19 protein-coding genes and 1 pseudogene are annotated in these 22409 nt (G+C 42.5%); 17 read left to right on the forward strand and 3 right to left on the reverse strand.

The window, feature by feature from the left end; translation table 11 throughout:
* The 9 genes and pseudogenes from J7E32_RS19355 to J7E32_RS19395 form a co-directional block, all read left to right on the forward strand.
* Positions 1-326: pseudogene (locus J7E32_RS19355) on the forward strand (hypothetical protein); the annotation flags it as partial.
* Between the two features lie 530 nt (positions 327-856).
* Positions 857-1219 (forward strand): hypothetical protein, encoded by a 363-nt coding sequence (locus tag J7E32_RS19360; protein WP_214910831.1) that lies wholly within the window; start codon positions 857-859, stop codon positions 1217-1219.
* Between the two features lie 276 nt (positions 1220-1495).
* On the forward strand, positions 1496-1594 hold the full coding sequence (locus J7E32_RS19365) for a YjcZ family sporulation protein (RefSeq protein WP_079508178.1): 99 nt from the start codon (positions 1496-1498) through the stop codon (positions 1592-1594).
* Between the two features lie 37 nt (positions 1595-1631).
* Entirely contained in the window at positions 1632-1763 is a 132-nt protein-coding gene (locus J7E32_RS19370) for a YjcZ family sporulation protein (RefSeq protein WP_192472635.1), read from the forward strand.
* A 252-nt stretch (positions 1764-2015) separates the two neighbouring features.
* Positions 2016-2543 (forward strand): RNA polymerase sigma factor, encoded by a 528-nt coding sequence (locus J7E32_RS19375; protein WP_214910833.1) that lies wholly within the window; start codon positions 2016-2018, stop codon positions 2541-2543.
* Complete coding sequence (locus J7E32_RS19380; RefSeq protein ID WP_214910835.1) at positions 2527-3144, forward strand: hypothetical protein; 618 nt, start codon at positions 2527-2529, stop codon at positions 3142-3144. Before J7E32_RS19375 ends, J7E32_RS19380 begins: the two co-directional genes overlap by 17 nt.
* 133 nt (positions 3145-3277) lie before the next feature.
* Positions 3278-4573 carry an ABC transporter substrate-binding protein gene (locus J7E32_RS19385; RefSeq protein ID WP_214910837.1) on the forward strand — a complete coding sequence of 432 codons (1296 nt, stop codon included), beginning with the start codon at positions 3278-3280 and terminating at the stop codon, positions 4571-4573.
* A 192-nt stretch (positions 4574-4765) separates the two neighbouring features.
* Entirely contained in the window at positions 4766-5707 is a 942-nt protein-coding gene (locus tag J7E32_RS19390; protein WP_483297624.1) for a carbohydrate ABC transporter permease, read from the forward strand.
* Positions 5704-6573 carry a carbohydrate ABC transporter permease gene (locus tag J7E32_RS19395; RefSeq protein WP_214910841.1) on the forward strand — a complete coding sequence of 290 codons (870 nt, stop codon included), beginning with the start codon at positions 5704-5706 and terminating at the stop codon, positions 6571-6573. Before J7E32_RS19390 ends, J7E32_RS19395 begins: the two co-directional genes overlap by 4 nt.
* Before the next feature lie 132 nt (positions 6574-6705).
* On the opposite strand, the gene J7E32_RS19400 is transcribed toward J7E32_RS19395, so the two are convergent.
* Positions 6706-6942 (reverse strand): hypothetical protein, encoded by a 237-nt coding sequence (locus J7E32_RS19400; RefSeq protein WP_214910843.1) that lies wholly within the window; start codon positions 6940-6942, stop codon positions 6706-6708.
* A 188-nt stretch (positions 6943-7130) separates the two neighbouring features.
* On the reverse strand, positions 7131-7583 hold the full coding sequence (locus J7E32_RS19405; RefSeq protein WP_214910845.1) for a YkvA family protein: 453 nt from the start codon (positions 7581-7583) through the stop codon (positions 7131-7133).
* 293 nt (positions 7584-7876) lie between these two features.
* Here J7E32_RS19405 and treP point away from each other — a divergent pair, with 293 nt between their 5' ends.
* The 5 genes from treP to J7E32_RS19430 all read left to right on the forward strand — a co-directional run bounded on the left by treP (position 7877) and on the right by J7E32_RS19430 (position 13451).
* Entirely contained in the window at positions 7877-9283 is a 1407-nt protein-coding gene (gene treP, locus J7E32_RS19410) for a PTS system trehalose-specific EIIBC component (RefSeq protein ID WP_214910847.1), read from the forward strand.
* A gap of 43 nt (positions 9284-9326) precedes the next feature.
* Positions 9327-11012, forward strand: coding sequence for an alpha,alpha-phosphotrehalase (treC, locus tag J7E32_RS19415; protein ID WP_214910849.1), 1686 nt, complete (start codon positions 9327-9329; stop codon positions 11010-11012).
* 265 nt (positions 11013-11277) lie between these two features.
* A complete protein-coding gene (locus J7E32_RS19420) occupies positions 11278-11688 on the forward strand; it encodes a YugN family protein (RefSeq protein WP_214910851.1) in 411 nt (136 codons plus the stop codon).
* A 176-nt stretch (positions 11689-11864) separates the two neighbouring features.
* A complete protein-coding gene (locus J7E32_RS19425) occupies positions 11865-13013 on the forward strand; it encodes an alanyl-tRNA editing protein (RefSeq protein ID WP_286183582.1) in 1149 nt (382 codons plus the stop codon).
* A 225-nt stretch (positions 13014-13238) separates the two neighbouring features.
* The gene (locus J7E32_RS19430; RefSeq protein ID WP_214910855.1) at positions 13239-13451 is read left to right on the forward strand and encodes a hypothetical protein; all 213 of its coding nucleotides are present in this window, start codon (positions 13239-13241) and stop codon (positions 13449-13451) included.
* Between the two features lie 119 nt (positions 13452-13570).
* Here the strand turns inward: J7E32_RS19430 and J7E32_RS19435 are convergent, their stop codons facing one another.
* Positions 13571-14440, reverse strand: coding sequence for a metal-dependent hydrolase (locus J7E32_RS19435; RefSeq protein WP_214910857.1), 870 nt, complete (start codon positions 14438-14440; stop codon positions 13571-13573).
* 449 nt (positions 14441-14889) lie between these two features.
* Here J7E32_RS19435 and J7E32_RS19440 point away from each other — a divergent pair, with 449 nt between their 5' ends.
* The 3 genes from J7E32_RS19440 to J7E32_RS19450 all read left to right on the forward strand — a co-directional run bounded on the left by J7E32_RS19440 (position 14890) and on the right by J7E32_RS19450 (position 22247).
* Complete coding sequence (locus J7E32_RS19440) at positions 14890-16464, forward strand: peptide chain release factor 3 (RefSeq protein ID WP_286183594.1); 1575 nt, start codon at positions 14890-14892, stop codon at positions 16462-16464.
* Between the two features lie 405 nt (positions 16465-16869).
* Positions 16870-18267, forward strand: a complete 1398-nt coding sequence (locus J7E32_RS19445) for a Na+/H+ antiporter NhaC family protein (protein WP_214910861.1) — start codon at positions 16870-16872, stop codon at positions 18265-18267.
* Between the two features lie 716 nt (positions 18268-18983).
* Positions 18984-22247: an efflux RND transporter permease subunit gene (locus tag J7E32_RS19450; RefSeq protein ID WP_214910863.1), complete on the forward strand. Its 3264-nt coding sequence runs from the start codon at positions 18984-18986 to the stop codon at positions 22245-22247.
* Positions 22248-22409: the final 162 nt, after the last annotated feature.

Consider the following 22409-nt stretch of genomic DNA (forward strand, 5'->3'; position numbering starts at 1 on the left):
TCATCGCGAAGTCACACCAGGTTCGGACAAAAGGCCGTCTCCGTCTCATGAATTTGTCCGAAGTCGCACCAGGTTCGGACAAAAGGCCGGCTCCGTCTCATGAATTTGTCCGAAGTCACACCAGGTTCGGACAAAAGGCCGTCTCCGTCTCAAGAATTTGTCCGAAGTCACACCAGGTTCGGACAAAAGGCCGGCTCCGTCTCATGAATTTGTCCGAAGTCGCACCAGGTTCGGACAAAAGGCCGGCTCCGTCTCATGAATTTGTCCGAAGTCGCACCAGGTTCGGCCAAAACACTGGATCCATCTCAAGAATTTGTCCGAAGTGACACCAGGTTCGGCAAAAAGGCCGTCTCCGTCTCAAGAATTTGTCCGAAGTCGCACCAGGTTCGGCCAAAAGGCCGGCTCCGTCTCATGAATTTGTCCGAAGTCGCACCAAGTTGGGACAAAACACTGGTTCTAACTTAAGATTTTGTCCGAAGTCACATCAGGTTCGGACAAAAGGCCGGCTCCGTCTCATAAATTTGTCCGAAGTCACACCAGGTTCGGACAAAAGGCCGGCTCCATCTCATGAATTTGTCCGAAGTCACATCAGGTTCGGCCAAAAGGCCGGCTCCATCTCAAGAATTTGTCCGAAGTCGCACCAGGTTCGGCCAAAACACTGGTTCCTTTTCAGGAATTTTGTCCGAAGTGACAACAGGTTCAGACAAAACACTGGTTCCAGCTCAAGATTTTGTCCGAAGTCACACTTGTTTCGGACAAAACATCCATGGAATTTTTTCCATACCCTAATATAATCTTACGTTTATTCGAATTGTCTTTTAGAATAAGAGTTGGGGGAATAATGGAGGCATTTAAAATGATATATAAAAAAATAGCTGGGATCAGCATGTGGCAGTTGAACAGGACTCTTAAGAAATTGGCTTTCGCAAGGATGGAGCTGGAAAAACAGATGCGGAAGGAATTGATTGTGGTCCTTTTAGAGCCTAAAAAAGAGAAAGTACTAGCTACTGAGGAAGAGAAGAAAGAAATCGAGCAAGCGGTACAGGAATTAAGCGGGTTCGAGACACTAAGGTTGTGTCTGCTGGAAGATTGCAAACCAGTGTACATGGAGAAAGTGAACAATAATGGTGTTTCAAGATGGCTGGAAATCCCGGTCAAACCTTTGATTACATATGAATTTTTAAATGAAACACAGGAAAGTCAGGTAAAAGTAGGATAGGCATAATCTGCGAAGAAGAGGACCAATTAAGGTTCTCTTTTTTTATGTCCAAGTTATTTAGCAATCCTTATTAACTACATTTAGATTAGTTTCTAGCTCCAGTGCCTTGCTCCTCGAGACGCTTGTCTACTGCGCTCCTAACTCCTCGAGACGTTTCGGTCCTGATCAATGCGCTTGCGTTTTTCATAATTGGGCTAGTATTTTTTTCGGTGTTCAATTGCACAAATGTCCCGGTCTGAATAGGATATAGGGACACAAAAAAAGGAGGTTGTTACGATGTCTGATGGATGCGGCTATGGTGGCGGTTTCGCCCTGCTTGTAGTATTGTTCATTCTTTTAATCATAATCGGAGCTTCTTGGGGTTTCGGTTACTAAATTTTCAAATAAGTAAACTTCATTAGGAGGTTTTATCATGTACGGATACAGCGGAGGCTGTGGATATGGCGGTTACGGCGTAGGAGGAGCAGGATACGGCAGCGGTTTTGTTTTGATCGTTGTCCTGTTTATCCTCTTAATCATTGTCGGCTGCGCATGCTACCGATAATAAAAAATGGAAAGAGGCTGTTACACGGGTCATGATGACTGTTGACAGCCTCTTTTTTTTGCCCAGGATTTTTTCTGAGATTTTCGTAATGATCCACTAGTGATACTCATTTTCACAGCGGGTTAGTCAATTAGAACGATGAAAAAAGAGTGAATTATTGTTATTTTTAAATAAATTATAAATATTCCGAAAAAAAGTGATTCTTTTTTTGTGCTTGTTCGTCTAACTGTCTGTAAAAAAGGGGGGAGAATTTTGAGCGATCACTACAGCATTCATTTCCAAAAGGTTTACGAGGAATATAGTGACAAGGTTTATGGCTATCTCCTGTTATTGACCGGTAAGAAGGAAGTCGCAGAGGATTTAACCCAGGAAACTTTTTTAAGAGTGTACAAGCATATTCATCAGTTCAACGGTGATTCGCAGATTTTCACTTGGATCGTGAAAATTGCACGAAATATTGCCATTGACCATTTAAGAAGAAGAAGACGGCTGCGTTTTTTTTCACTGGATAAGTATGTCATCGAATCATGTCAGCCGTCCCCTGTCGAAATCATCGTAAAAGGGGAGAAGACATCCATCCTTTACAAAGGAATCAAAGAACTGAAGCTCAACTACCAGGAGGTATTGATTTTAAGGAAAATTAAAGAGTTTTCAATTAAGGAAACCGCACTGATCCTTGGCTGGAGCGAAGGTAAAGTGAAAATCACTACTTCCAGGGCAATGGCTGCCTTAAAAAAAGAGTTAAAGAGAAGAGGGGAAATCATTGAAGAAATCATTTGAACTTGAAGATAGCTTCAGGAGGCTTAGCCAAATTCCTAGATCTGAAATCCAAAAACGAAAAACTTATAATACAATAATCCAGACCGGGAGGCCGGATAGGCCCATTGGCTACATAGCAAGGAATTGGACCGGCAGTCTCCTGACAATTGTGATGATATTGGTTTGTGCAGCTTACCTTCTGACAGAAATCAAAAGCCCTTCTCGGGAAGGGTTAGCTGCTTTATCCCCAGTTGAGTTATTTGCATCAAGCGAAATTGTGATTACGTATCTTACAAAATCTGATTCTCCGGAACAATTTAATCTCCATTCAAACCTGACGAGGAAGGGAATTTCAATCATTGATGAACCCGGATGGCTCGAGATCATGAATGGAACGGTCAACGGACAAAATATAGTGAAAGATGCCCCTGAGGCGCAGAGGGCCTATGATTTATTGCTGATATATGATGGAAAAAAGCCGGATAAATGCAAGTTATGGATAAGTAAAAATAATGTATATATTAAAAGAATAAAAGAACAAAAAGTTTATAAAGTGGATGAAAGTAAGGCAGCACTGGTGGTCGCAATGATAGAAGACATGGAAAAACAGGTTCAATTCTGAATCTGTTTTTTTATTATGAAACTTTACTACTATTTTTTATAAAAATCTTACAAAATAGTTTATTTCGTTGACAGAGGTGGTAAATATAAGTTTGTACTTATTAAACAACTTGAATATACAGGAGGAAGGGTTTATGAAGAGGGGTCTAGCATTCATTTTTACAGCAGTTCTGCTGATTGGCCTGCTGGCTGGTTGTTCTGGTGAGCAGAAGGCTGAAGCGGAAAAAACGAAAGACGGAAAGGTAGTAGTCGATTTCTGGACATTCTGGGGTTCAGAAACACGCCGTCCAATCATAGAAAAAATCATCGATGATTATAACAATTCCCAGGATAAGGTGTTTGTTAAACATACTTTCCTGCCGTGGGGCGATATTTGGACAAAAAACCTTGCATCGGTCGCAGCCGGCAATCCTGCAGATGTCATTATCAACGATATCAATACAGTTGCCCAGCGTGCTGAAAACAAGCAGGTAGAGGACTTAAGCCAATATATAGATGATTCATTCAAGCAAAGATTCCACCAGCATTTATGGGAAACTGTCGAGTATGACGGAAAGTCTTATGCTGTCCCTTTCAATACTGACACACGCCTTCTTTTCTACAATAAAACAGCATTCAAGGAAGCGGGACTTGATCCCGAAAAGCCGCCTGCAACTTGGGCGGAGCTGGAGGAGTACGCAAAGAAGTTAGATATTAAGAATGGCGATAACTATGAACGAGTTGGATTCTATCCTTTATGGGGCAGTGTCGGGGCATCCAGCTGGATGACAAATGCAGATAACGGCAAGGGTTTTATTGAGAATGGAGAACTGACAATCAACACCCCGGAAAAAATTGAAGCGCTTAATTGGATTGTGGATTGGAAGGAACGTCTCGGAGAAAACACTGTTCAAGCTTTCCAGGCAGAATTCGGAAGTGAACAGGCAAATCCATTCATTGCAGGAAAAGTTGCTATGTGGGTTGATGTGGGAACATTCTACACACAATTAAGAGACTATGGACAGGATGTCGATTTTGGAGTAGCACCCATCCCTGCCAAAGAAGAGGGTTCAGGTAACTGGGCTGAAGGCGGCGGATTCGTTGTTGAAATTCCGAAAGGTGCCAACCAGCCAGAGGAAGCAATGGACTTTATTAAGTATCTGACAGATGTTGAAGCTCAGAAGTATTGGTCTGTTAAAAACTATGACAATGTAGCGAACATTGAAGCAGCTGAGGCAGCCCTTAATGAACTTGAAGGTCCGGATAAGATGGTCTACGAAGCTACTGTCAAAAACCTGGAACAAACAAAGATGTTCCCAGTGCCAGTTGAGTATCCTGATTATCATAGCAGATTGAACCCGCATATCGACAATGCACTGTTAGGAAAAACTTCTCCTGAAAAAGCACTGGAAGAAGCGGAAGAAGATATAGCAAAAATGAAAAAGGAATAATCACATAAGGAGAAGGCGCATTACGCCCTTCTCTTTTTAATAAAGATTTTAGATGACTGCCAAAGTGAAAAAATGCAAGTTGTTTTTGTCGGAATATTCACCAAACTAGAGGTTAAATGCAACAAGGGGGTTCAGGAAGGTATGAAGTCATCGGATAGTACATTAGCACACACAGAAGCTGGGTCTAAAGTAATGAGAAGTCGTAAAACTGCCGGGGCAGCCCGGAAGAAAGCTCTTACTAGAAAAGCAAAAGACAATTTGGCTGGATATTTATTCATTTCACCGTGGATCATTGGGTTTCTGGGTCTGACCTTAGGCCCTTTACTTTTCAGTCTGGCCGCAAGTTTCACAGATTACAATATTACTTCAAAAATGAATTTCATTGGTTTGGAAAACTATAAACGCATGTTTACGATGGACGATTTATTCCGCACTTCTCTTTTTAATACTATTTATTATGTTATTTTCTCGGTTCCATTGACGACTGCTGGAGCTATTATACTAGCCGTTCTGTTGAATCAAAAGATAAAAGGAATGAAGTTTTTCCGAACAATCTATTATTTGCCGGCTGTTTTATCCGGTGTGGCCGTGTATTTTCTCTGGATGCAGCTTTTAAGTCCATCCACGGGGCTTGTCAACACGATGTTAGCCTGGTTCGGGATTGACGGTCCGGCATGGCTGTTTGATCCTGAATGGACAAAGCCGGCATTGCTATTGATGAAAATGTGGAGTGTAGGCGGGGGAATGCTTTTATACCTGGCAATCATGCAAGGGGTGTCGCCTCAGATGTATGAAGCAGCAGATATTGAAGGGGCATCACCGTGGCAGAAGTTTTACCATATTACGCTGCCAATGATTTCACCAATCATCTTTTTTGATGTGATCACAAGTACGATTGGTGCTTTTCAAATCTTCCAGGAAGCTTATGTAATGACGGAGAATGGAAGCGGCGGACCGGGTAACTCTCTGCTTTTCTATAATTTGCATATGTGGAACAATGCGTTTGAAGTGTTTGATATGGGTTATGCTTCAGCCATGGCCTGGATTCTCTTTATCATCGTCATGATTTTAACTGTGTTGAATATGAAGCTTGGCAAACGCTGGGTGCATTACGAAGGGGGTGACAGCAAATGAGTTCAACAACAGCCCCGAAATTTTATGAGACTAAAAAATTCAGAGAAAATGTTAGGCTCTCATTTGTGACCTTGCTGCTGCTTGCCGGCAGTACATTAATATTAATGCCTTTATGGTGGATGATTTCCACTTCGCTTAAATCACCCGCAGAGATTGCGCAATATCCGCCGACGTTTTTTCCAAAAGAATTCAATTTCAATAATTATATCGAGGCCTGGCAGACTGCACCTTTCACTCGTTGGGCATTAAATACAATTTTTCTTGCAACAGTCGGCACAATCGGAAGTGTGCTTGTCAATTCACTGGTTGCATATGGCTTTGCAAAAATTAAATTCAAAGGGAGAAACGCTCTCTTTGTCCTGGTACTTTCTACGATGCTCATCCCGGGATTTGTGACGATGGTTCCCCAATATATCCTGTTTTCAAAGCTGGGCTGGGTGAACACCTATCTGCCGCTTCTTGTTCCGGCTTTTCTCGGGAGTGCCTTTTTCATCTTCCTGCTTCGCCAATTCATGATGGGAATTCCGAATGAACTGGTCGAAGCTGCCGTCCTTGATGGTGCAGGCCACCTCCAGATATGGTGGCATATTATGCTCCCATTGACAAAGCCAGCATTGATTACAGTAGCAATTTTCTCATTTAATGGCGCATGGAACGACCTGTTAGGACCGCTGCTTTATATCAATGATGAAAGTATGTACACCTTGCAGATTGGATTGCAGACCTTCAAGGGTACGGTCCAGACACAATGGCATTACCTGATGGCAATGTCGGTTTCGGTCCTGCTGCCAGTAATTCTGCTTTTCTTCTTTTTCCAAAAATATTTTATTGAAGGCTCGAATATCTCATCGGGAACAAAAGGATAAAAGAAAAAGGATGCTGACATTTAGCATCCTTTTTTGTTTGACCGCCCAATGAAGTCAAAGAACGACTTCATTGGGCGGCTCTCCAGCGCTTGTCGGGGCTGAACGAGGCGCTTGCGCTTTTTGTTCATCTTATTAATTCATGACAGGGCAGGTTGTGAGCCATACGCCAGATACACAAGTCCGGTAACCATTATGGTAGACATACTTAGTGCATTGCCAGCATAGATACCCTTCCAGGCTTACTTCGGATTTAGCCCGATAATCCTCTGCTGGGCTGGCAGTTCTATTTTGATTTTGTGAAGAAGAGGCAATGACAGAACCAGAGAAAACGAGCAAGAGTACAAAGGTCAACATGAACAGTTTTTGCATGATTCATCCCCCTTATTGTTTAAGAATCATTAAAATAGTAAACCTTGTAAAAAATTTACTATTTATAATAAAGTACGGAAAGGGAGGTTGAATTAGAATAGGACAAAGTGTTTATTCCATAAAAGCCCACTTTTGAACTATAAGATGAACTCGAATTTTCCCAATAAAAAAGCCCGTTGAAAATCGGGCTAATTCAGCCTTTTCGTATCTTTTTCGACTGGGATATCCTCAATAATCGTATTGCCCGCTGGATGACTCACCCTCCAAATGTGGAATCTTTCCAAGTCCATACTGATTTGTTTTAAAACAAATCCGATTACGGCCGCATCATCGACGATTCCAAGCCCAATAAGGAAATCGGGAACTAAATCGATGGGAGACACAAAATAAATAATCGAAGCGATGATGGTCACGATGGACCTTGTCGGTATATTTCGATACTCTCCTCTGCGCCAGGCCCCAACTAAATCAAACAGCAGCTGCAGATTGTCCCAAATCTCTGAAAGTGCCCCTTTTTGATCATCCGCCTTTTTGCCTGCATCCTTTAATAAAACATCCGTTTTCTCAGGTTTTTTTATATATTCTTTTGCCTTGGATTCAAACTTTTTGTACCCTTCTTCAAGTTTCTTTGTGCCTAACATTTCCGAACACCCTTCCTGCTAAAATTCCATATCTCTTATTTTTACCCTATCACTGCTTCGAACAAAACATCTCTAGCAACTGGTAAATTTTTGCCCTGAGAGCAACACAAGTCCAATCGCTGTTTGAAATTAATGGTTTTGGGAATTTTAAATGAGGATTAAAAATAGTTGACTATTCATGTATATACAAGTAAAATGAAAACGTAAACAAACAACATGTATATACAAGAGTTTCTATTTTATAGCAATTTTTTTAAAAAGTTAATGAAAACGGTAACAGGAGGAGAGTAAATATGAATCGACAAGCAGTTGAGCAAATTGTTGAGGCAGTTGGCGGCAAAGAAAATATTGCTGCTGCCACCCACTGTGTTACAAGGCTGCGCTTTGCCTTGAAGGATGAAGGAAAAGTAGATAAGGATAAGCTCGAGAATATTGATCTTGTAAAAGGATCTTTTTCCGCAAATGGACAATACCAGGTCGTTATTGGACAGGGGCTTGTTGACAAGGTGTACGCAGAAATGGTTGCGATTACCGGAATTGGAGAAGCTTCAAAAGAAGAAATCAAAGATGCAGCAGCTCAAAACTTGAATCCTCTTCAAAGGGCAATCAAGACGCTTGCGGATATCTTCATTCCAATCCTGCCGGCGATTGTTACTGCTGGTTTGTTGATGGGGATTAATAATATCCTGACTGGAAAGGACATCTTCTTTGAAGGACAGGCATTTATTGATGTTTATACCGGCTGGGCCGATTTTGCCAGCATCATTAATTTAATTGCAAATACAGCCTTTGTATTCCTGCCAGGTTTGATTGGATGGAGTGCGGTTAATAAATTCGGCGGAAGCCCGCTTCTTGGTATTGTTCTGGGACTCATGCTTGTGCATCCCGATTTGTTGAACGCATGGGGTTACGGGGCAGCAAAAGAAATTCCTACATGGAATTTGTTTGGACTGACAGTTGAGAAAGTAGGCTATCAAGGTCAGGTCTTGCCAGTATTGTTAGCTTCCTATGTCCTGGCGAAAATGGAAATTTTCTTGCGAAAGCGGATTCCTGATGCGTTCCAGCTTTTGACCGTTGCACCAATAGCTTTATTGTTAACAGGTTTCTTATCTTTCATCGTAATCGGACCGATTACTTTTGCAATTGGGAACTTGATTACTGACGGTGTTGTCGGAATTTTTGATGCAGTGCCTGCTATTGGCGGATTGATTTATGGCGGCCTTTATGCACCGCTCGTTATCACAGGTATGCACCATACATTCTTAGCGGTGGATCTGCAATTGATTGGTACAATCGGCGGTACATTCTTATGGCCGATGGTCGCTTTATCTAATATCGCACAAGGTTCAGCTGCATTCGCCATGATGTTTGCAGAGAAAGACAATGAAAAACTCAAAGGTTTATCACTGACATCAGCCATTTCTGCTTGGCTTGGAATTACTGAACCGGCTATGTTCGGAGTTAACCTTAGATACAAATACCCGTTTATCGCGGCGATCATCGGTTCTGCAATTGCTGGTATTGTCATCACCCTTCGAGGGGTAATGGCGCCTTCGATTGGTGTCGGCGGATTGCCTGCATTCCTGTCTATCTTTACTGAGTTCTGGGGAGTCTTCTTCATCGGGATGGGAATCGCGCTTGTCGTACCATTCGTACTGACATTCATTATGGCCAAAACAAGAAAGAAAAAAGAAGCGTAATCGCAACTTGAGAGTGAATCCTGATGGAGGTGGATGTTTTATTATGACTGAACCATGGTGGAAAAAGTCGGTTGTCTATCAAATTTATCCAAAGAGTTTTTATGATACAACTGGCAATGGAACAGGCGACCTGCAGGGGATTATCGCCAAGCTTGATTATTTGAAGGAGCTGGGAGTGGACATAATCTGGCTAACGCCTGTTTATGACTCACCTCAGCGTGATAATGGATATGATATTAGAGATTATTATCATATATATGAAGAATACGGGACAATGGAAGACTTCGACCGACTGCTTGAGGAATCACATTCACGCGGCATCAAGGTGATCATGGATTTAGTCGTGAACCATTCGTCTACTGAGCATGAGTGGTTCCAGGATGCCCTGAGGTCTAAGGACAGCCGATACCGAAACTATTATATTTGGAAGGACCCAAAGGAAGACGGAAGTGCTCCGACTAATTGGGAATCCAAATTCGGCGGGAATGCCTGGGAGTATGATGAAGATACAGGACAATATTATCTTCATTTGTTCGATGTGACCCAGGCCGATTTGAACTGGGAAAATGAAGAGCTCCGCAATGATGTATATGAAATGATGCATTATTGGTTCAAGAAAGGCATTGATGGCTTCAGGCTTGATGTTATTAACCTTATTTCAAAGGATCAGAATTTCCCTGATGATGATGGCTCGGTACCGCCGGGAGATGGCAGGAAATTTTACACAGATGGACCGAAAGTGCACGAGTATTTGCAGGAAATGAATTCTGAGGTTCTTTCCAAGTATGACAGCATGACGGTTGGCGAGATGTCTTCCACAACAATCGAAAACTGCATCAAATACTCGAATCCAGAGCGGCATGAATTAAGCATGACTTTCAACTTCCATCATTTAAAAGTGGATTATAAAAATGGTGATAAATGGACTCTTGCAGACTTTGATTTCCTTGCTCTTAAACGGATTCTGTCTTTATGGCAGGTGGAAATGCACAAAGGCGGCGGCTGGAACGCTTTGTTCTGGTGCAACCATGACCAGCCAAGAGTCGTCTCCCGATATGGTAATGATGGTGAATACCATCTGGAATCAGCAAAAATGCTGGGTACTGCAGTCCATATGATGCAGGGGACTCCATATATCTACCAGGGAGAAGAAATCGGCATGACCAATCCTTATTTTGATAGGATTGAGGATTATCGCGATGTTGAATCCTTGAATATTTATAAAATCAAAATGGATGAAGGCATGTCCAAAGAAGAAATCCTGAAGATCCTGCAAAGTAAGTCGAGAGATAACTCGAGAACACCTGTCCAGTGGAATGCCGATAAACATGCAGGTTTTACAAGCGGCACCCCATGGATAGAAGCTTCAAGAAATTATCAAACTGTGAATGTCGAAAATGCACTTGCTGATAAAAACTCAGTGTTCTATCACTATAAAAAGTTGATTCAACTGAGAAAACAGTATGACATCATCACATATGGTGACTATCAGCTTATCCATGAAGAGCATCCTGACATTTTTGCATATGTTAGGAACGCACAAAATGAAAAACTGCTGGTCGTGAATAATTTTTATGGAAAAGACACAGTCTTTGAATTGCCTGATTCGGTAGATGCTGATGGATATAAGGTTGAAATACTGCTTTCCAACTATGCGGATTCAAGTGAGGATATTTCGCGAATTAACCTGCGCCCGTATGAATCAGTTGTTTATCATTTAAATAAATAAAAATGAAAAGTAGAGGCCTCATTTAAGGTCTCTACTTTTTTTACTATTTTTGTAAAAAGTAGTGATTGTGACCGATTTCGAAGTGATTATATCTTAAAACGTAGTGATTGTGCCTTTTTTCGTAGTGATTTTAGCGGTAAATGTAGTGATTTTCGTTCATTTCGTAATGATTAGATATTTTTTCGGTGTGCTGCTGCATGTTTGAGATCCTTTTTCTGGTGGAAAAAGCTAAAAGACTAATCCAATATGAAATGAGGTTTGAACTATGATTCCAATTCAATCTAATATAGACGGAAAAGAGCTCACTGTCGGTGATTTGAAGCAGAAGCTTAGTCCCCTGGGGTTCAATGTCAATGGTCAGTGGGAATATGACCATGCATACATCGATTACAAGATGAACGACGACCATGGTGACCGGCAGTATGTACGTATTCCCTTCAAGTCGACTGGTGGTCCGTTGGATGATGATGGCACATTTGTCCAGATAGGAACGCCTTTCTTGCTTGATCATCAATTTCAGACAGATGTTGATGAGGAAGGGAATATCGGAGCGGTTTCCGGTTCTTTCAACCAGTTTAAATCGCCTGAAGATAAGGATGCTCCTTTCCCCAAAGGACTTGTAGAACGAGGAAAGACACTGATCAGCAAGGCCGAGCAGGCTTTAGGAACTTTATAGTAAACAGCAACAGCTTCCCGGTATATAGGAAGCTGTTTTTATGTGGATATGCCTTGTTTTTCTACATCCTGGTACGTCTACTTACTATGTGAAAAATGCTATACTGGTTAGCATAAGTTTTATTTCGGAGTGTGAAGATTGCCATGGAAAACAAATTATATTATCACGATGCCTACATGAAAAAATTCTCTGCGGAGCTGACTGCGCAAAAAGAAGACGAATCTGGGAGGATCTACGCAGTCCTTTCTCAGACAGCTTTTTACCCGACCGGTGGTGGTCAGCCATTCGATACCGGGTTCTTAAATGGGATAGAAGTAGTGGATGTTGAGGAAGTTGATGGAGAAATCCGCCATTATACAAAAGAAAAATTGACTGCAGGAAATCCTGTTGAAGGGGCAATTGATTGGGAACGCCGATTTGACCATATGCAGCAGCATGCTGGACAGCATATTCTTTCCGCTTCGTTCGAGGATTTATATGGATATAAAACGGTCAGTTTTCATCTTGGTAAAGATACACTGACAATAGATTTGGATACAGAAAATCTTTCAACCGATGAGGCTGCAAAGGTGGAAGGCCTAGCTAACCAGGTGATTCTAGAAAATCGCCCTATCGTCACTAAATGGGTCGATGAAGAGGAACTTAAGCAATACAGACTCAGGAAAGAATTATCCGTATCTGATAACATCAGGCTCGTCATAATTCCTGACTTTGACTACAATGGCTGCGGTGGCACACATCCAAACAGCACTGCAGAGGTTGGATCATTGAAAATCCTGGGATGGGAAAGGCAAAAGAAAATGATGCGTGTTGAGTTTGTTTGTGGCAAAAGGGTTCTGAACAAGCTTGGTCAAAAGCATGAAGTTATCAAGGAGCTCACAGCCCAGCTGAATGCACCTGAACAGGATTTAAGTGCAGCAGTAAATAGACTTCTAGGGCAAAAGAAAGAACTTGAAAAATCAATTGAAGAAATGAAGAGCCAATTATTAGAATTCGAAGCAAACAAGATTATAGGATCAGTAACAAGCGATATAGCCAGCTCCGTATATCAGGACAGGAGTATCCAGGAACTTCAAAACCTGGCGAGGCTGCTTGTATCGAATGCAGAAGATAAGGTTTTTTTGCTTGCTTCAGAAAATGATGACAAGCTGCAATTCGTGCTGGCAAAAGGGAAAAAAGCAGAAGGCAATTTAAAAGAATGGTCAAAGCATGCTCTATCCCTCATTGATGGCAAAGGCGGTGGAAACGAAACGCTAGTACAGGGAGGAGGAAAGCTTATACCAGGAAATGAGTTCATCAGGAAACTTACCGAATTTATCCAATAAATTGAATGGAAGATGACAAAATAAAGGTAAAAGGACCTGGTTCTAAAGTGGTGATTTTAGTTAGATTATCTACTTATTTAACATTTTTATAGTTAAATCATTTAAATTACAGACTTATAACCTAATTTTTACAATGGGATTGGTTATAGATGAAATTTTTACCATTTAAAAATAGGTTTAACTCCCTCATAATGGAATTCAACCAGAGAAATAGGGGGAATCAGAATGTTTGAAGTTGAAAGAGGATCTGTAGAAGAGGCAATCATGATCCTGCAAAATCTCGGTCTTAAAGTGAACGAATACGAGAAGACGAATTCAATGATTCCAGTAGAAAAATATAAAGAGTTGTTGGAATTCACCATTGCTGTAGCGAGGAAAACGAATGAAGTTACTATGACTATAGATGAAATGATGGATGATATAGCAACAAAAATGTAAAAGTATATCGCAAGAGCAGCCAACTTTCGGCTGCTCTTTTTTATTGATTGTATGGTCCAAACCTTTTTTCAGCTGAAAGTGCCTGTCAGTTCTCTGCAAGGCATTTTTGCTTTTCTTCCTTATTGTGTTTTATCGATATATTCAAACAGGAAGGATTGTCCGTTTCGGTAAAAGCGTGGATCGTAGACTCCTATTCTATCTCCATCGTCAACGATCACGACAAATGGGGACCATTCAGTAAGCGTCTTAGCTTCAGGTTTTTCAGAGAATAATACATTGAGATCTGCATCCTCCGCGGATGTAAGCTCATATTGAAGCTTTCTTTCTGAGAAGAGATTATCCTGATAAATGTTAACTTCACCATCATTCTTGGCGATTACGGTATATGTCCATGGAATGAAGCCAGCAGAAAGTGCAATCTGTTCATAATCGTCCTCATATTGATTATAAAGCATCCAGCCCTGTACACTTTGGATAATGACATGCAGAGCAATAAAAACCCATGCAAGTTTAAAGTAAGATGGACTTTTTATTTTATTGAATTTTGAAGCAACAAACGCTGTTCCGAGAACCACCCAGAAAACGAAATCAATGATGGGAATTGTTCCAAATGTGATTCTCATATTGGAAAATGGTTCGAGATAGCCAGTCCCCCAGGCGTTGAATAAATCACTTGTATTATGGATGATGACTGCGATCCATCCAAGGAAAAAAAGTTTCACATCCCTTACTTTAAATAGAAGGAAAGATAGTAGAATAAATAATGCGGCCCACAATGGTGTCAGGAAAATCGAATGGGTGATGCCTCGGTGCCACATCTGGTAAAGCCCTTCATTATCCCATAGCTGTGATATGACATCGATGTCCGGAATCTGGCTTGCGCCGACCGCGGTAAGTAAATAAGCACGCTTCTCCGATTTTTTCATATGTTTTTTATCAACGGCGCCATATAAAGCCAAACCGAAAAGTGTATGTGTAACTGAATCCATGCTGCACCTCCTGGAGTTATTATAAACGTAAAAGGAAAATATTTAAAAGTTCTGATATGTAACTGCAGGATTGCAAACTTACCGCTAGAAAGATAAGATTAAATTTATAGTGAAAAAGAATGGATTTTTCGACTCGAGAATTGTCCAGCTCCAGCGCCTAGCCCCTCGAGACGTTTGTCTAGTGTCGCCTCCTAGAAACTCCGAANNCTTCTTTGTCGGAGTCTCCAGTTTCTGTGTTTCTGGACAGTCGGCTATACTTTTCGATTTCGGTCAGGCCAATGAAGTCAAAAAGCGACTTCAATGGCCGGCCCTCCGAGGCACACGATGTGCTAGACCCGCCAGCCACAGGACGTGGCGTTATAGGCGGGCAACGCTTGTCGGGGCTGACCAAGGCGCTTGCGCTTTTCTATGAGGAAATTTGCCTTTAAACAGAAAGGATACATTTAATGATGAAAAAATTAAAAGATGAAGTACAATCGCGTAGGACCTTTGCGATTATTTCCCACCCGGATGCCGGGAAAACAACGCTTACGGAAACGCTATTGCTGTTCGGCGGCGCCATCCGTGATGCAGGTACGGTAAAAGCGAAGAAGACTGGAAAGTTTGCCACAAGTGACTGGATGGAAATTGAGAAGCAGCGTGGAATCTCCGTTACCTCAAGTGTCATGCAATTTGATTATGATGGCTTCAAGGTCAACATCCTTGATACACCAGGCCACCAGGATTTCTCTGAGGACACCTATAGAACGTTAACTGCGGTCGACAGTGCCGTGATGATCATAGACTCAGCAAAGGGTATCGAGGATCAGACTCTCAAACTTTTCAAGGTTTGCCGCATGAGAGGAATTCCGATCTTTACCTTTATCAACAAGCTTGATCGCCAGGGTAAAGCCCCTCTTGAGCTTCTTGCTGAATTGGAAGAAGTGCTTGGAATTGAATCTTATCCAATGAACTGGCCGATTGGCATGGGTAAGGAGTTCCTGGGGATCTATGACCGATTCAACAACCGGATTGAGCAGTTCCGTGTAGATGAGGACGAACGGTTTGTTCCATTGAATGAAGAAGGCGAAATAGCTGGAGATCATTCTATAAAAGAGTCTTCCTTATATGACCAGACATTAGAGGAAATCATGCTATTGAATGAAGCAGGAAATGAATTCTCCAAGGCAAGGATTGCAGATGGAACATTGACACCTGTATTTTTTGGGAGTGCCCTGACGGCTTTCGGTGTCCAAACATTCCTGGATTCTTACCTGCAGTTTGCGCCTGAGCCTCAGCCAAGGAATTCGACTGCAGGGGAAATCGATCCCCAATCAGAGGAGTTTTCTGGCTTTATCTTTAAGATCCAGGCAAACATGAACCCGGCTCATCGCGACAGAATTGCCTTTCTGCGCATCTGCTCAGGCAAGTTTGAACGAGGAATGACCGTCCAGCTTAGCCGTACAGGAAAATCAATGAAGCTTGCGCAGTCTACGCAATTCATGGCTGATGATCGCAGCACTGTTGAGGAAGCTGTAGCAGGAGACATAATCGGGCTATACGACCCGGGCACATATCAGATTGGCGATACGATTGTTTCTGGAAAGGAAGCATTCCAGTATGAAAAGCTTCCACAGTTCACACCAGAACTTTTCGTAAAGGTTTCAGCAAAGAATGTCATGAAGCAAAAACATTTCCATAAAGGAATCCAGCAGCTTGTCCAAGAAGGGGCCATCCAGCTATTCAAAACATTGAAGACGGAAGAGTACCTTCTTGGTGCTGTCGGACAGCTTCAATTCGAAGTATTCGAAGCAAGGATGCGCAACGAATATAATGTAGAGGTTCTGATGGAAAGACAGGGATCCAAGATTGCCCGCTGGATTGAAGGCGACGATGTGAACGAAAACCTGTCCAGCTCGAGGAGCCTGCTTGTCACTGACCGTTATGACAAAAAAGTATTCTTGTTCGAGAATGAATTTGCCTTAAGGTGGTTCCAGGACAAGAATCCTGAAGTAAAACTTTATAATCCTATGGATGCTTCATAATAAGCTGAGCCGGCATTGTTGAATGCCGGCTCTTTTTTATATTAAAAAAGGGCTGTCGGGGGCAAAAATCTCACTTTATTTAGTTCAATCTATTGACATTTTCAATATCAGATACTATATTAATATTATTCTATATCGCTTTTATGCATAAAAGCGTTTAAGTATAAAAGTTATATATTCAGTGCCGGCAGAAACTAGTAAAATCTCCATAAGCAGCAAAAAAGAAACTGGATGGTTGATGAGAATCCAGGCAATGGCTGATTTGAATTACACCTGTCACAGATAGGCACTGTTAATGAAGTGGGCAGATCTCATTGTTTGCCAATTAGGGTGGTACCGCGGAGCTCCTTCGTCCCTAGACTTAGTGGAGCTTTTTGTATTTTACGACTAATTGGGGGAATCAACATGTTAAACCAAAGCCAATCAATCACGTTAAAAACTTCTGAAGCTGCTGCAGTAATATTATTGCTGCTGGCAGGAATCGGTTATGGCATGATAAAACTAGAATTAATGCCGCACATTCCGGTCCTGATAGGTATAGGGTCTTTGATCATTTATGGGCTGCTGAAAAAAATCAAGATGAATGAACTTGAACAAAGTATGATTGAGGGTGCCAAGGCGGGTCTTGGAGCTGTGATGATTTTTTTCTTTATTGGAATGCTGGTCAGCAGCTGGATTGCCGCTGGTACCATTCCTACTTTGATATATATCGCATTTGATTTAGTGACTGGAAAATGGTTTTATGCAATTGTCTTTATCGTCACATCTGTTATTGGGTTAAGTATTGGCAGTTCATTGACTACCTCTGCTGTGATTGGTGTAGCGTTCATAGCGGTTAGTGAAAGTTTGGGATTCTCATTGGCAATAACGGCTGGTGCGGTGGTATCGGGAGCATTCCTTGGTGATAAAATGTCGCCGTTGTCGGATACAACCGTTTTAGCGTCTGCTACAGTTAAAGTAGATCTTTTTGAGCATATCAAAAACATGAGCTGGACGACGATACCTGCGTTCTTCATTTCACTTGTGATGTTTGCTGCCTTGTCGCCAGATTTAGGTTCAGCAGACTTCACAAAGCTTGGCAGCTTGCAGGATACTCTTTTAGAGATGAATCTTGTAAACTGGTACTCGCTCATTCCGCTCGCTATCATTGCGATACTTGCAGTGAAAAAAGTATCTTCAATTTTGACACTGGGAGCAGGAACCCTTTCAGCGATGATCATCAGTATGATGGTTGTCCCGCAAAACGAGTGGGGCGGACTTCCGGGGATTTTATATTCAGGTTATGTTTCTGAGAGTGGCAACGAGCAGCTTGATTCCCTGCTGAGCCGCGGGGGGCTTGAGAGCATGTTTTTCTCAGTCTCGCTTGTACTCCTTGCTTTAAGCATGGGTGGATTGCTGTTCAAGCTTGGTGTTCTCCCGGCTTTATTGCGAGGGCTTGCCAGCAGACTTGAAAAGTTGCCTGTGCTAATTGGGTCAACAGCTTTATCTGCAATCGGAATCAACTTCTTGATCGGTGAGCAATATCTTTCAATCCTTATAACAGGAAATACATTTGCTGGCCATTTCGAAAAAGCTGGCCTGCATCCGAAAAATCTTTCGCGTATTCTGGAAGATGCGGGGACAGTAATCAACCCGCTTGTCCCATGGAGTGTGTGCGGTGTTTTCCTTAGCAGCGTCCTTGGGGTCAGCACAATGGATTATGTTCCATTTGCTTTCTTTTGCCTGCTGTCACCCGTACTGACACTGGCAGCAGGATTTACAGGAATAACCTTATCGAAGACAGGGAAAAATGCGGTGGCATAAGCTGCCGCTTTTTTGCTGCTTTTTTTCCGTTTTTAATACGGATTATTCCGAACCATAGGGGAACTCACTTTTTTTTTCAAAAGATACCCTTATGAGAGTGGGGTGTGCGTCATAAGGGCATCTTTCCAGCCTAAAGGTACCCTTATATGAGTGGACTGACCGTCATAAGGGCATCTTTCCTGCCTAAAGGTACCCTTATATGAGTGGAGTGTGCGTCATAAGGGCATCTTTCCAGCCTAAAGGTGCCCTTATATGAGTGGAGTGTGTGTCATAAGGGCATCTTTCCAGCCTAAAGATACCCTTATGTGAGTGGACTGACCGTCATAAGGGCATCTTTCCTGTCAAAAGATACCCTTATGTGAGTGGACTGACCGTCATAAGGGCATCTTTCCTGCCTAAAGGTACCCTTATATGAGTGGAGTGTGCGACATAAGGGCATCTTTCCTGCCTAAAGGTACCCTTATATGAGTGGAGTGTGCATCATAAGGGCATCTTTCCTGCCTAGCCAAACTGAAGTTTCAGCGCCTTAAAGTTTCATTAATCCTTTTATTACTATAAAATGAAAGGTATGCTTAAGGGATGAAAATGTTAAAAATTGTTCTTTTAAATTGCACGCTGGATAGTTGAATTATCCAGTGAGCTTCACTATATTAAGTATGGTAGAGTAATAACCGTCCGGTCAGTCACTGTGTTTTACCGCCGAAAGGAGTTAGCGTATGAAAATCAGCAATTTTTCGATTAGAAGGCCTGTTTTTACATTAGTGACCATGTTTTTGGTCCTGATTCTTGGGGTTGTTTCATTGATGAGGATTCCGTTGAAACTGATCCCGGATATAAATCCGCCTGTTGGGGTAGTTGTGACAAATTATCAGGGAGCCAGTCCTGAGGAAGTTTTGGAAAAGGTAACGAAGCCTCTCGAGGCTAATTTGGCTACGCTGCCGGGAATCAAGACGATGACCTCTACTTCACAGGAAGGTGCCAACCTAATCCTGATGCAGTTTTCCTGGACAACCAATATTGACGATATCCAGGATGAAGTCATCCAGAGGCTGGATATGACGCCGGTTCCAGACGACGCCAATAAGCCGAGATTCATGAAGTTCGACCCGTCTCAATTTCCAGTCATCCAGCTATCATTAAGCTCTGGGCAGGATGAATCTGCGTTAAGGGAGCTGGCGGAAGAGCTTGAACTGGAGCTTACCAAGGTCGAAGGAGTCGCAAGCGTCAATTTATCAGGTACATCCGTACAGGAAGTAAGGGTGGAACTTGACCAGGAAAAGTTAAAGAGCTATAAACTGAGCCAGTCCGACATTGTAGACCTGATCAGAGCTAATGATGTGTCGATGCCTGGTGATACGATTTTGACAGAAGGCAAAGAATTGACGACCAGGATCATAAGTACTTTGGATTCATTAGATACGTTAAAGAATCTGACAGTATTCAACAATCCGGTGACAAACCAGAAGGTCAAACTAAAGGATGTTGGAACAGTTGAGCTGCAAAAACAGGATGATAATACGATTACAAGGACGAATCAGACTCCTTCCGTACTGTTGAGTGTCCTGCAGCAATCTGATGCCAACACGGCAGAGGTTTCTGAAGCTTTTCTTGATGAGCTGGAGACATTGCTTGAACGTGATAAATATGCTGGGATAGAGTCGGAGGTACTCTTTGACCAGGGAGATTATATCAAAATGGCAATCGGAAATATTTCAAACTCCCTGATTGTCGGGGGATTGCTAGCGATGGCCGTTCTGTTTTTCTTCCTTAGAAATGTGAAGAGTCCACTTATCATCGGGATAGCGATTCCGTATTCAGTCATCTTCACCTTCGTATTAATGTTCTTTGCTGATTTTACATTGAATATCATGACGCTTGGCGGGCTGGCTCTTGGAATCGGGATGCTGGTAGATAATGCTATCGTCGTCATCGAAAATATATATCGCCATCTTTCAATGGGCAAGGATCCGAAAACAGCGGCAAGGGATGGAGCCAAGGAAGTAGGAGCTGCGATTACTGCGTCAACTTTGACGACCGTAGCAGTGTTTTTGCCAGTTGTCTTCATCTCAGGTATCATCGGCGAGCTGTTTACAGAGTTCGCTTTGACGATTTCATTCAGTTTGTTTGCTTCATTGGTGGTTGCTTTGACCGTTGTCCCAATGTTAGCCAGCAGGCTATTGAAGGCGCCGAAGAAAAATCTCGAAGCGAGAAGGCAGCGTTCAGGCTCATTGAGAGGATTGGAAAAGTCGATCAGGTGGGCACTTCGCCATCGATTCATCGTCATTCTGATCACTTTGCTGATGCTGGCCGGAGGAGGGTATGGTCTGACAACCGTTGGAACCCAGTTTATTCCTCCTACGGATGAAGGATTCTTCAGCATCAGGGTGAATCTCGAAAACGGAGCTGCTCTTTCTGAAACTCAAAAAGTCATGGCTGCTCTCGAAGATAAATTGAAAGATGAAGAAGAGGTCGATGTTTATGTAAGCCTGGTTGGTACTACTCAAGAGGCTTCATTCAGAGGCACGACGAATGCTAATGTCGGTGAATTGTATGTAAAGATGGATGAGCTTGAAGAACGGGAAATCAGTACCTTCCAGTTTGTCGATGATGTAAAAAAAGAGCTGGAACAAGCTGCTGCAAATGCAAACAGCAGTGCTGAACTAGGTTTTAATATGCAGTCTACATCCGGTTCTGCTCCGAACACGCTTACTTTCAATGTTCGCGATTCAAGTGAAAAGCGCCTGAATGAGTCTGTTGATAGAATATATGAATCCCTGAATGAACTCGACGATGTCAATGAGCTGACAACTAGTCAGAATGATACTGTTGAGGAAATCAAGATTACGGTTGACAGGGAAAAAGCACTGGAGCAGGGACTGGCACCAGCGCAAATTGCCATGATTGTCAACAATGTAACTCGAGGGGATATGGCAACACAAATGCCAAGTGAAGATGGAAAAATTCTTGGTGTATATGTCGAGTATGATAGTGAAGTAACAAAGAATATCGATGAGCTGAAAAAGCTTTTGATCAAGAAACCTGACGGTAACTATGTTACCCTTGGCCAGGTTGCGAATATTGAAACCGGCAGCGGTCCTGTCAGAATCCAGCGGATCAATCAACAGGGTGCAGTTGAATTCACGATGAAATACAAGTCATCAACAAACCTTGGTGATATATCCAAAAAGGTGGATGAAAAGATAGAAGAACTTGATTTACCAGAAGAAACTGAAGTAGTTTTCAGTGGGGACAGAGAGCTGCTACAATCATCAATAGATGATCTTGTACTGGCTTTTGTTCTGGCCATCATTTTGATCTATCTTGTAATGGCAGCCCAGTTCGAGTCACTGAAGTATCCATTTGTCATCATGTTCACGGTTCCGCTGATGGTAATTGGTGTTGCACTGGCGCTGACGGCAACGAGAACCCCAGTAAGCTTGACGGTGGTTATTGGTATCATAGTGCTTGCAGGTATCGTGGTTAATAATGCAATTGTGATCGTTGACTACATCAACCAGAAGAAAGAGCGTGGTTTGATACCGCACGAAGCGATTGTCCTTTCGGTCAAAGACAGGGCACGTCCAATTTTGATGACGGCGCTGACGACCATTCTTGGACTTCTTCCGCTCGCGCTAGGCATTGGGGAAGGCACCGAAATCAACCAGCCAATGGGAATTACCGTCATTGGCGGCCTGATCAGCAGTACATTCCTGACGCTGTTTGTCATCCCGGTAGTCTATAGTTTCTTTGACAAAGATTATCGAAGGAGAAATAAAATGTACGCGACACCAGATGGCCATCTGGTACCAGCCTATCTGCTAAAAGAGCATACAGAATCAGATTATGAAACGAGAACAGAAGAGGGCCAGACATACTTCCAAAAGGGAAAATACTCGAAAGAAGAAATGGCCGGTATGTTAGAAGAACTCCTGCAACGCGTAAAAGAAGAAGATTCAAATAAAGATTTTAGAAGAAGATAATGCGAGAGGCCTGGCAATTTGCCAGGTCTCTTTTTAATGGATAAGAAAGTATAAATTTATCCACTTAGATTAGTGTCTAGCTCCAGCGCCTAGCCCCTCGAGACGCTTCGGTCCTGCCAATGAAGTCAAAGAGCGACTTCACTGTCATGCCCTCCAGCGCTT

This window comes from Bacillus sp. ISL-55 (assembly GCF_018613155.1).
Classification (GTDB): domain Bacteria; phylum Bacillota; class Bacilli; order Bacillales; family Cytobacillaceae; genus Mesobacillus.

Bases quoted from the DNA above. Each gene is read 5' to 3' on its own strand.
- treC (WP_214910849.1), top strand. From the start codon at position 9,327: ATGACTGAACCATGGTGGAAAAAGTCGGTTGTCTATCAAATTTATCCA.
- J7E32_RS19390 (WP_483297624.1), top strand. From the start codon at position 4,766: ATGAGAAGTCGTAAAACTGCCGGGGCAGCCCGGAAGAAAGCTCTTACT.
- J7E32_RS19430 (WP_214910855.1), top strand. From the start codon at position 13,239: ATGTTTGAAGTTGAAAGAGGATCTGTAGAAGAGGCAATCATGATCCTG.
- J7E32_RS19395 (WP_214910841.1), top strand. From the start codon at position 5,704: ATGAGTTCAACAACAGCCCCGAAATTTTATGAGACTAAAAAATTCAGA.
- J7E32_RS19405 (WP_214910845.1), bottom strand. From the start codon at position 7,583: ATGTTAGGCACAAAGAAACTTGAAGAAGGGTACAAAAAGTTTGAATCC.
- J7E32_RS19360 (WP_214910831.1), top strand. From the start codon at position 857: ATGATATATAAAAAAATAGCTGGGATCAGCATGTGGCAGTTGAACAGG.
- J7E32_RS19425 (WP_286183582.1), top strand. From the start codon at position 11,865: ATGAAAAAATTCTCTGCGGAGCTGACTGCGCAAAAAGAAGACGAATCT.
- J7E32_RS19420 (WP_214910851.1), top strand. From the start codon at position 11,278: ATGATTCCAATTCAATCTAATATAGACGGAAAAGAGCTCACTGTCGGT.
- J7E32_RS19400 (WP_214910843.1), bottom strand. From the start codon at position 6,942: ATGCAAAAACTGTTCATGTTGACCTTTGTACTCTTGCTCGTTTTCTCT.
- J7E32_RS19450 (WP_214910863.1), top strand. From the start codon at position 18,984: ATGAAAATCAGCAATTTTTCGATTAGAAGGCCTGTTTTTACATTAGTG.
- J7E32_RS19365 (WP_079508178.1), top strand. From the start codon at position 1,496: ATGTCTGATGGATGCGGCTATGGTGGCGGTTTCGCCCTGCTTGTAGTA.
- J7E32_RS19445 (WP_214910861.1), top strand. From the start codon at position 16,870: ATGTTAAACCAAAGCCAATCAATCACGTTAAAAACTTCTGAAGCTGCT.
- J7E32_RS19370 (WP_192472635.1), top strand. From the start codon at position 1,632: ATGTACGGATACAGCGGAGGCTGTGGATATGGCGGTTACGGCGTAGGA.
- J7E32_RS19435 (WP_214910857.1), bottom strand. From the start codon at position 14,440: ATGGATTCAGTTACACATACACTTTTCGGTTTGGCTTTATATGGCGCC.
- J7E32_RS19385 (WP_214910837.1), top strand. From the start codon at position 3,278: ATGAAGAGGGGTCTAGCATTCATTTTTACAGCAGTTCTGCTGATTGGC.
- J7E32_RS19440 (WP_286183594.1), top strand. From the start codon at position 14,890: ATGAAAAAATTAAAAGATGAAGTACAATCGCGTAGGACCTTTGCGATT.
- treP (WP_214910847.1), top strand. From the start codon at position 7,877: ATGAATCGACAAGCAGTTGAGCAAATTGTTGAGGCAGTTGGCGGCAAA.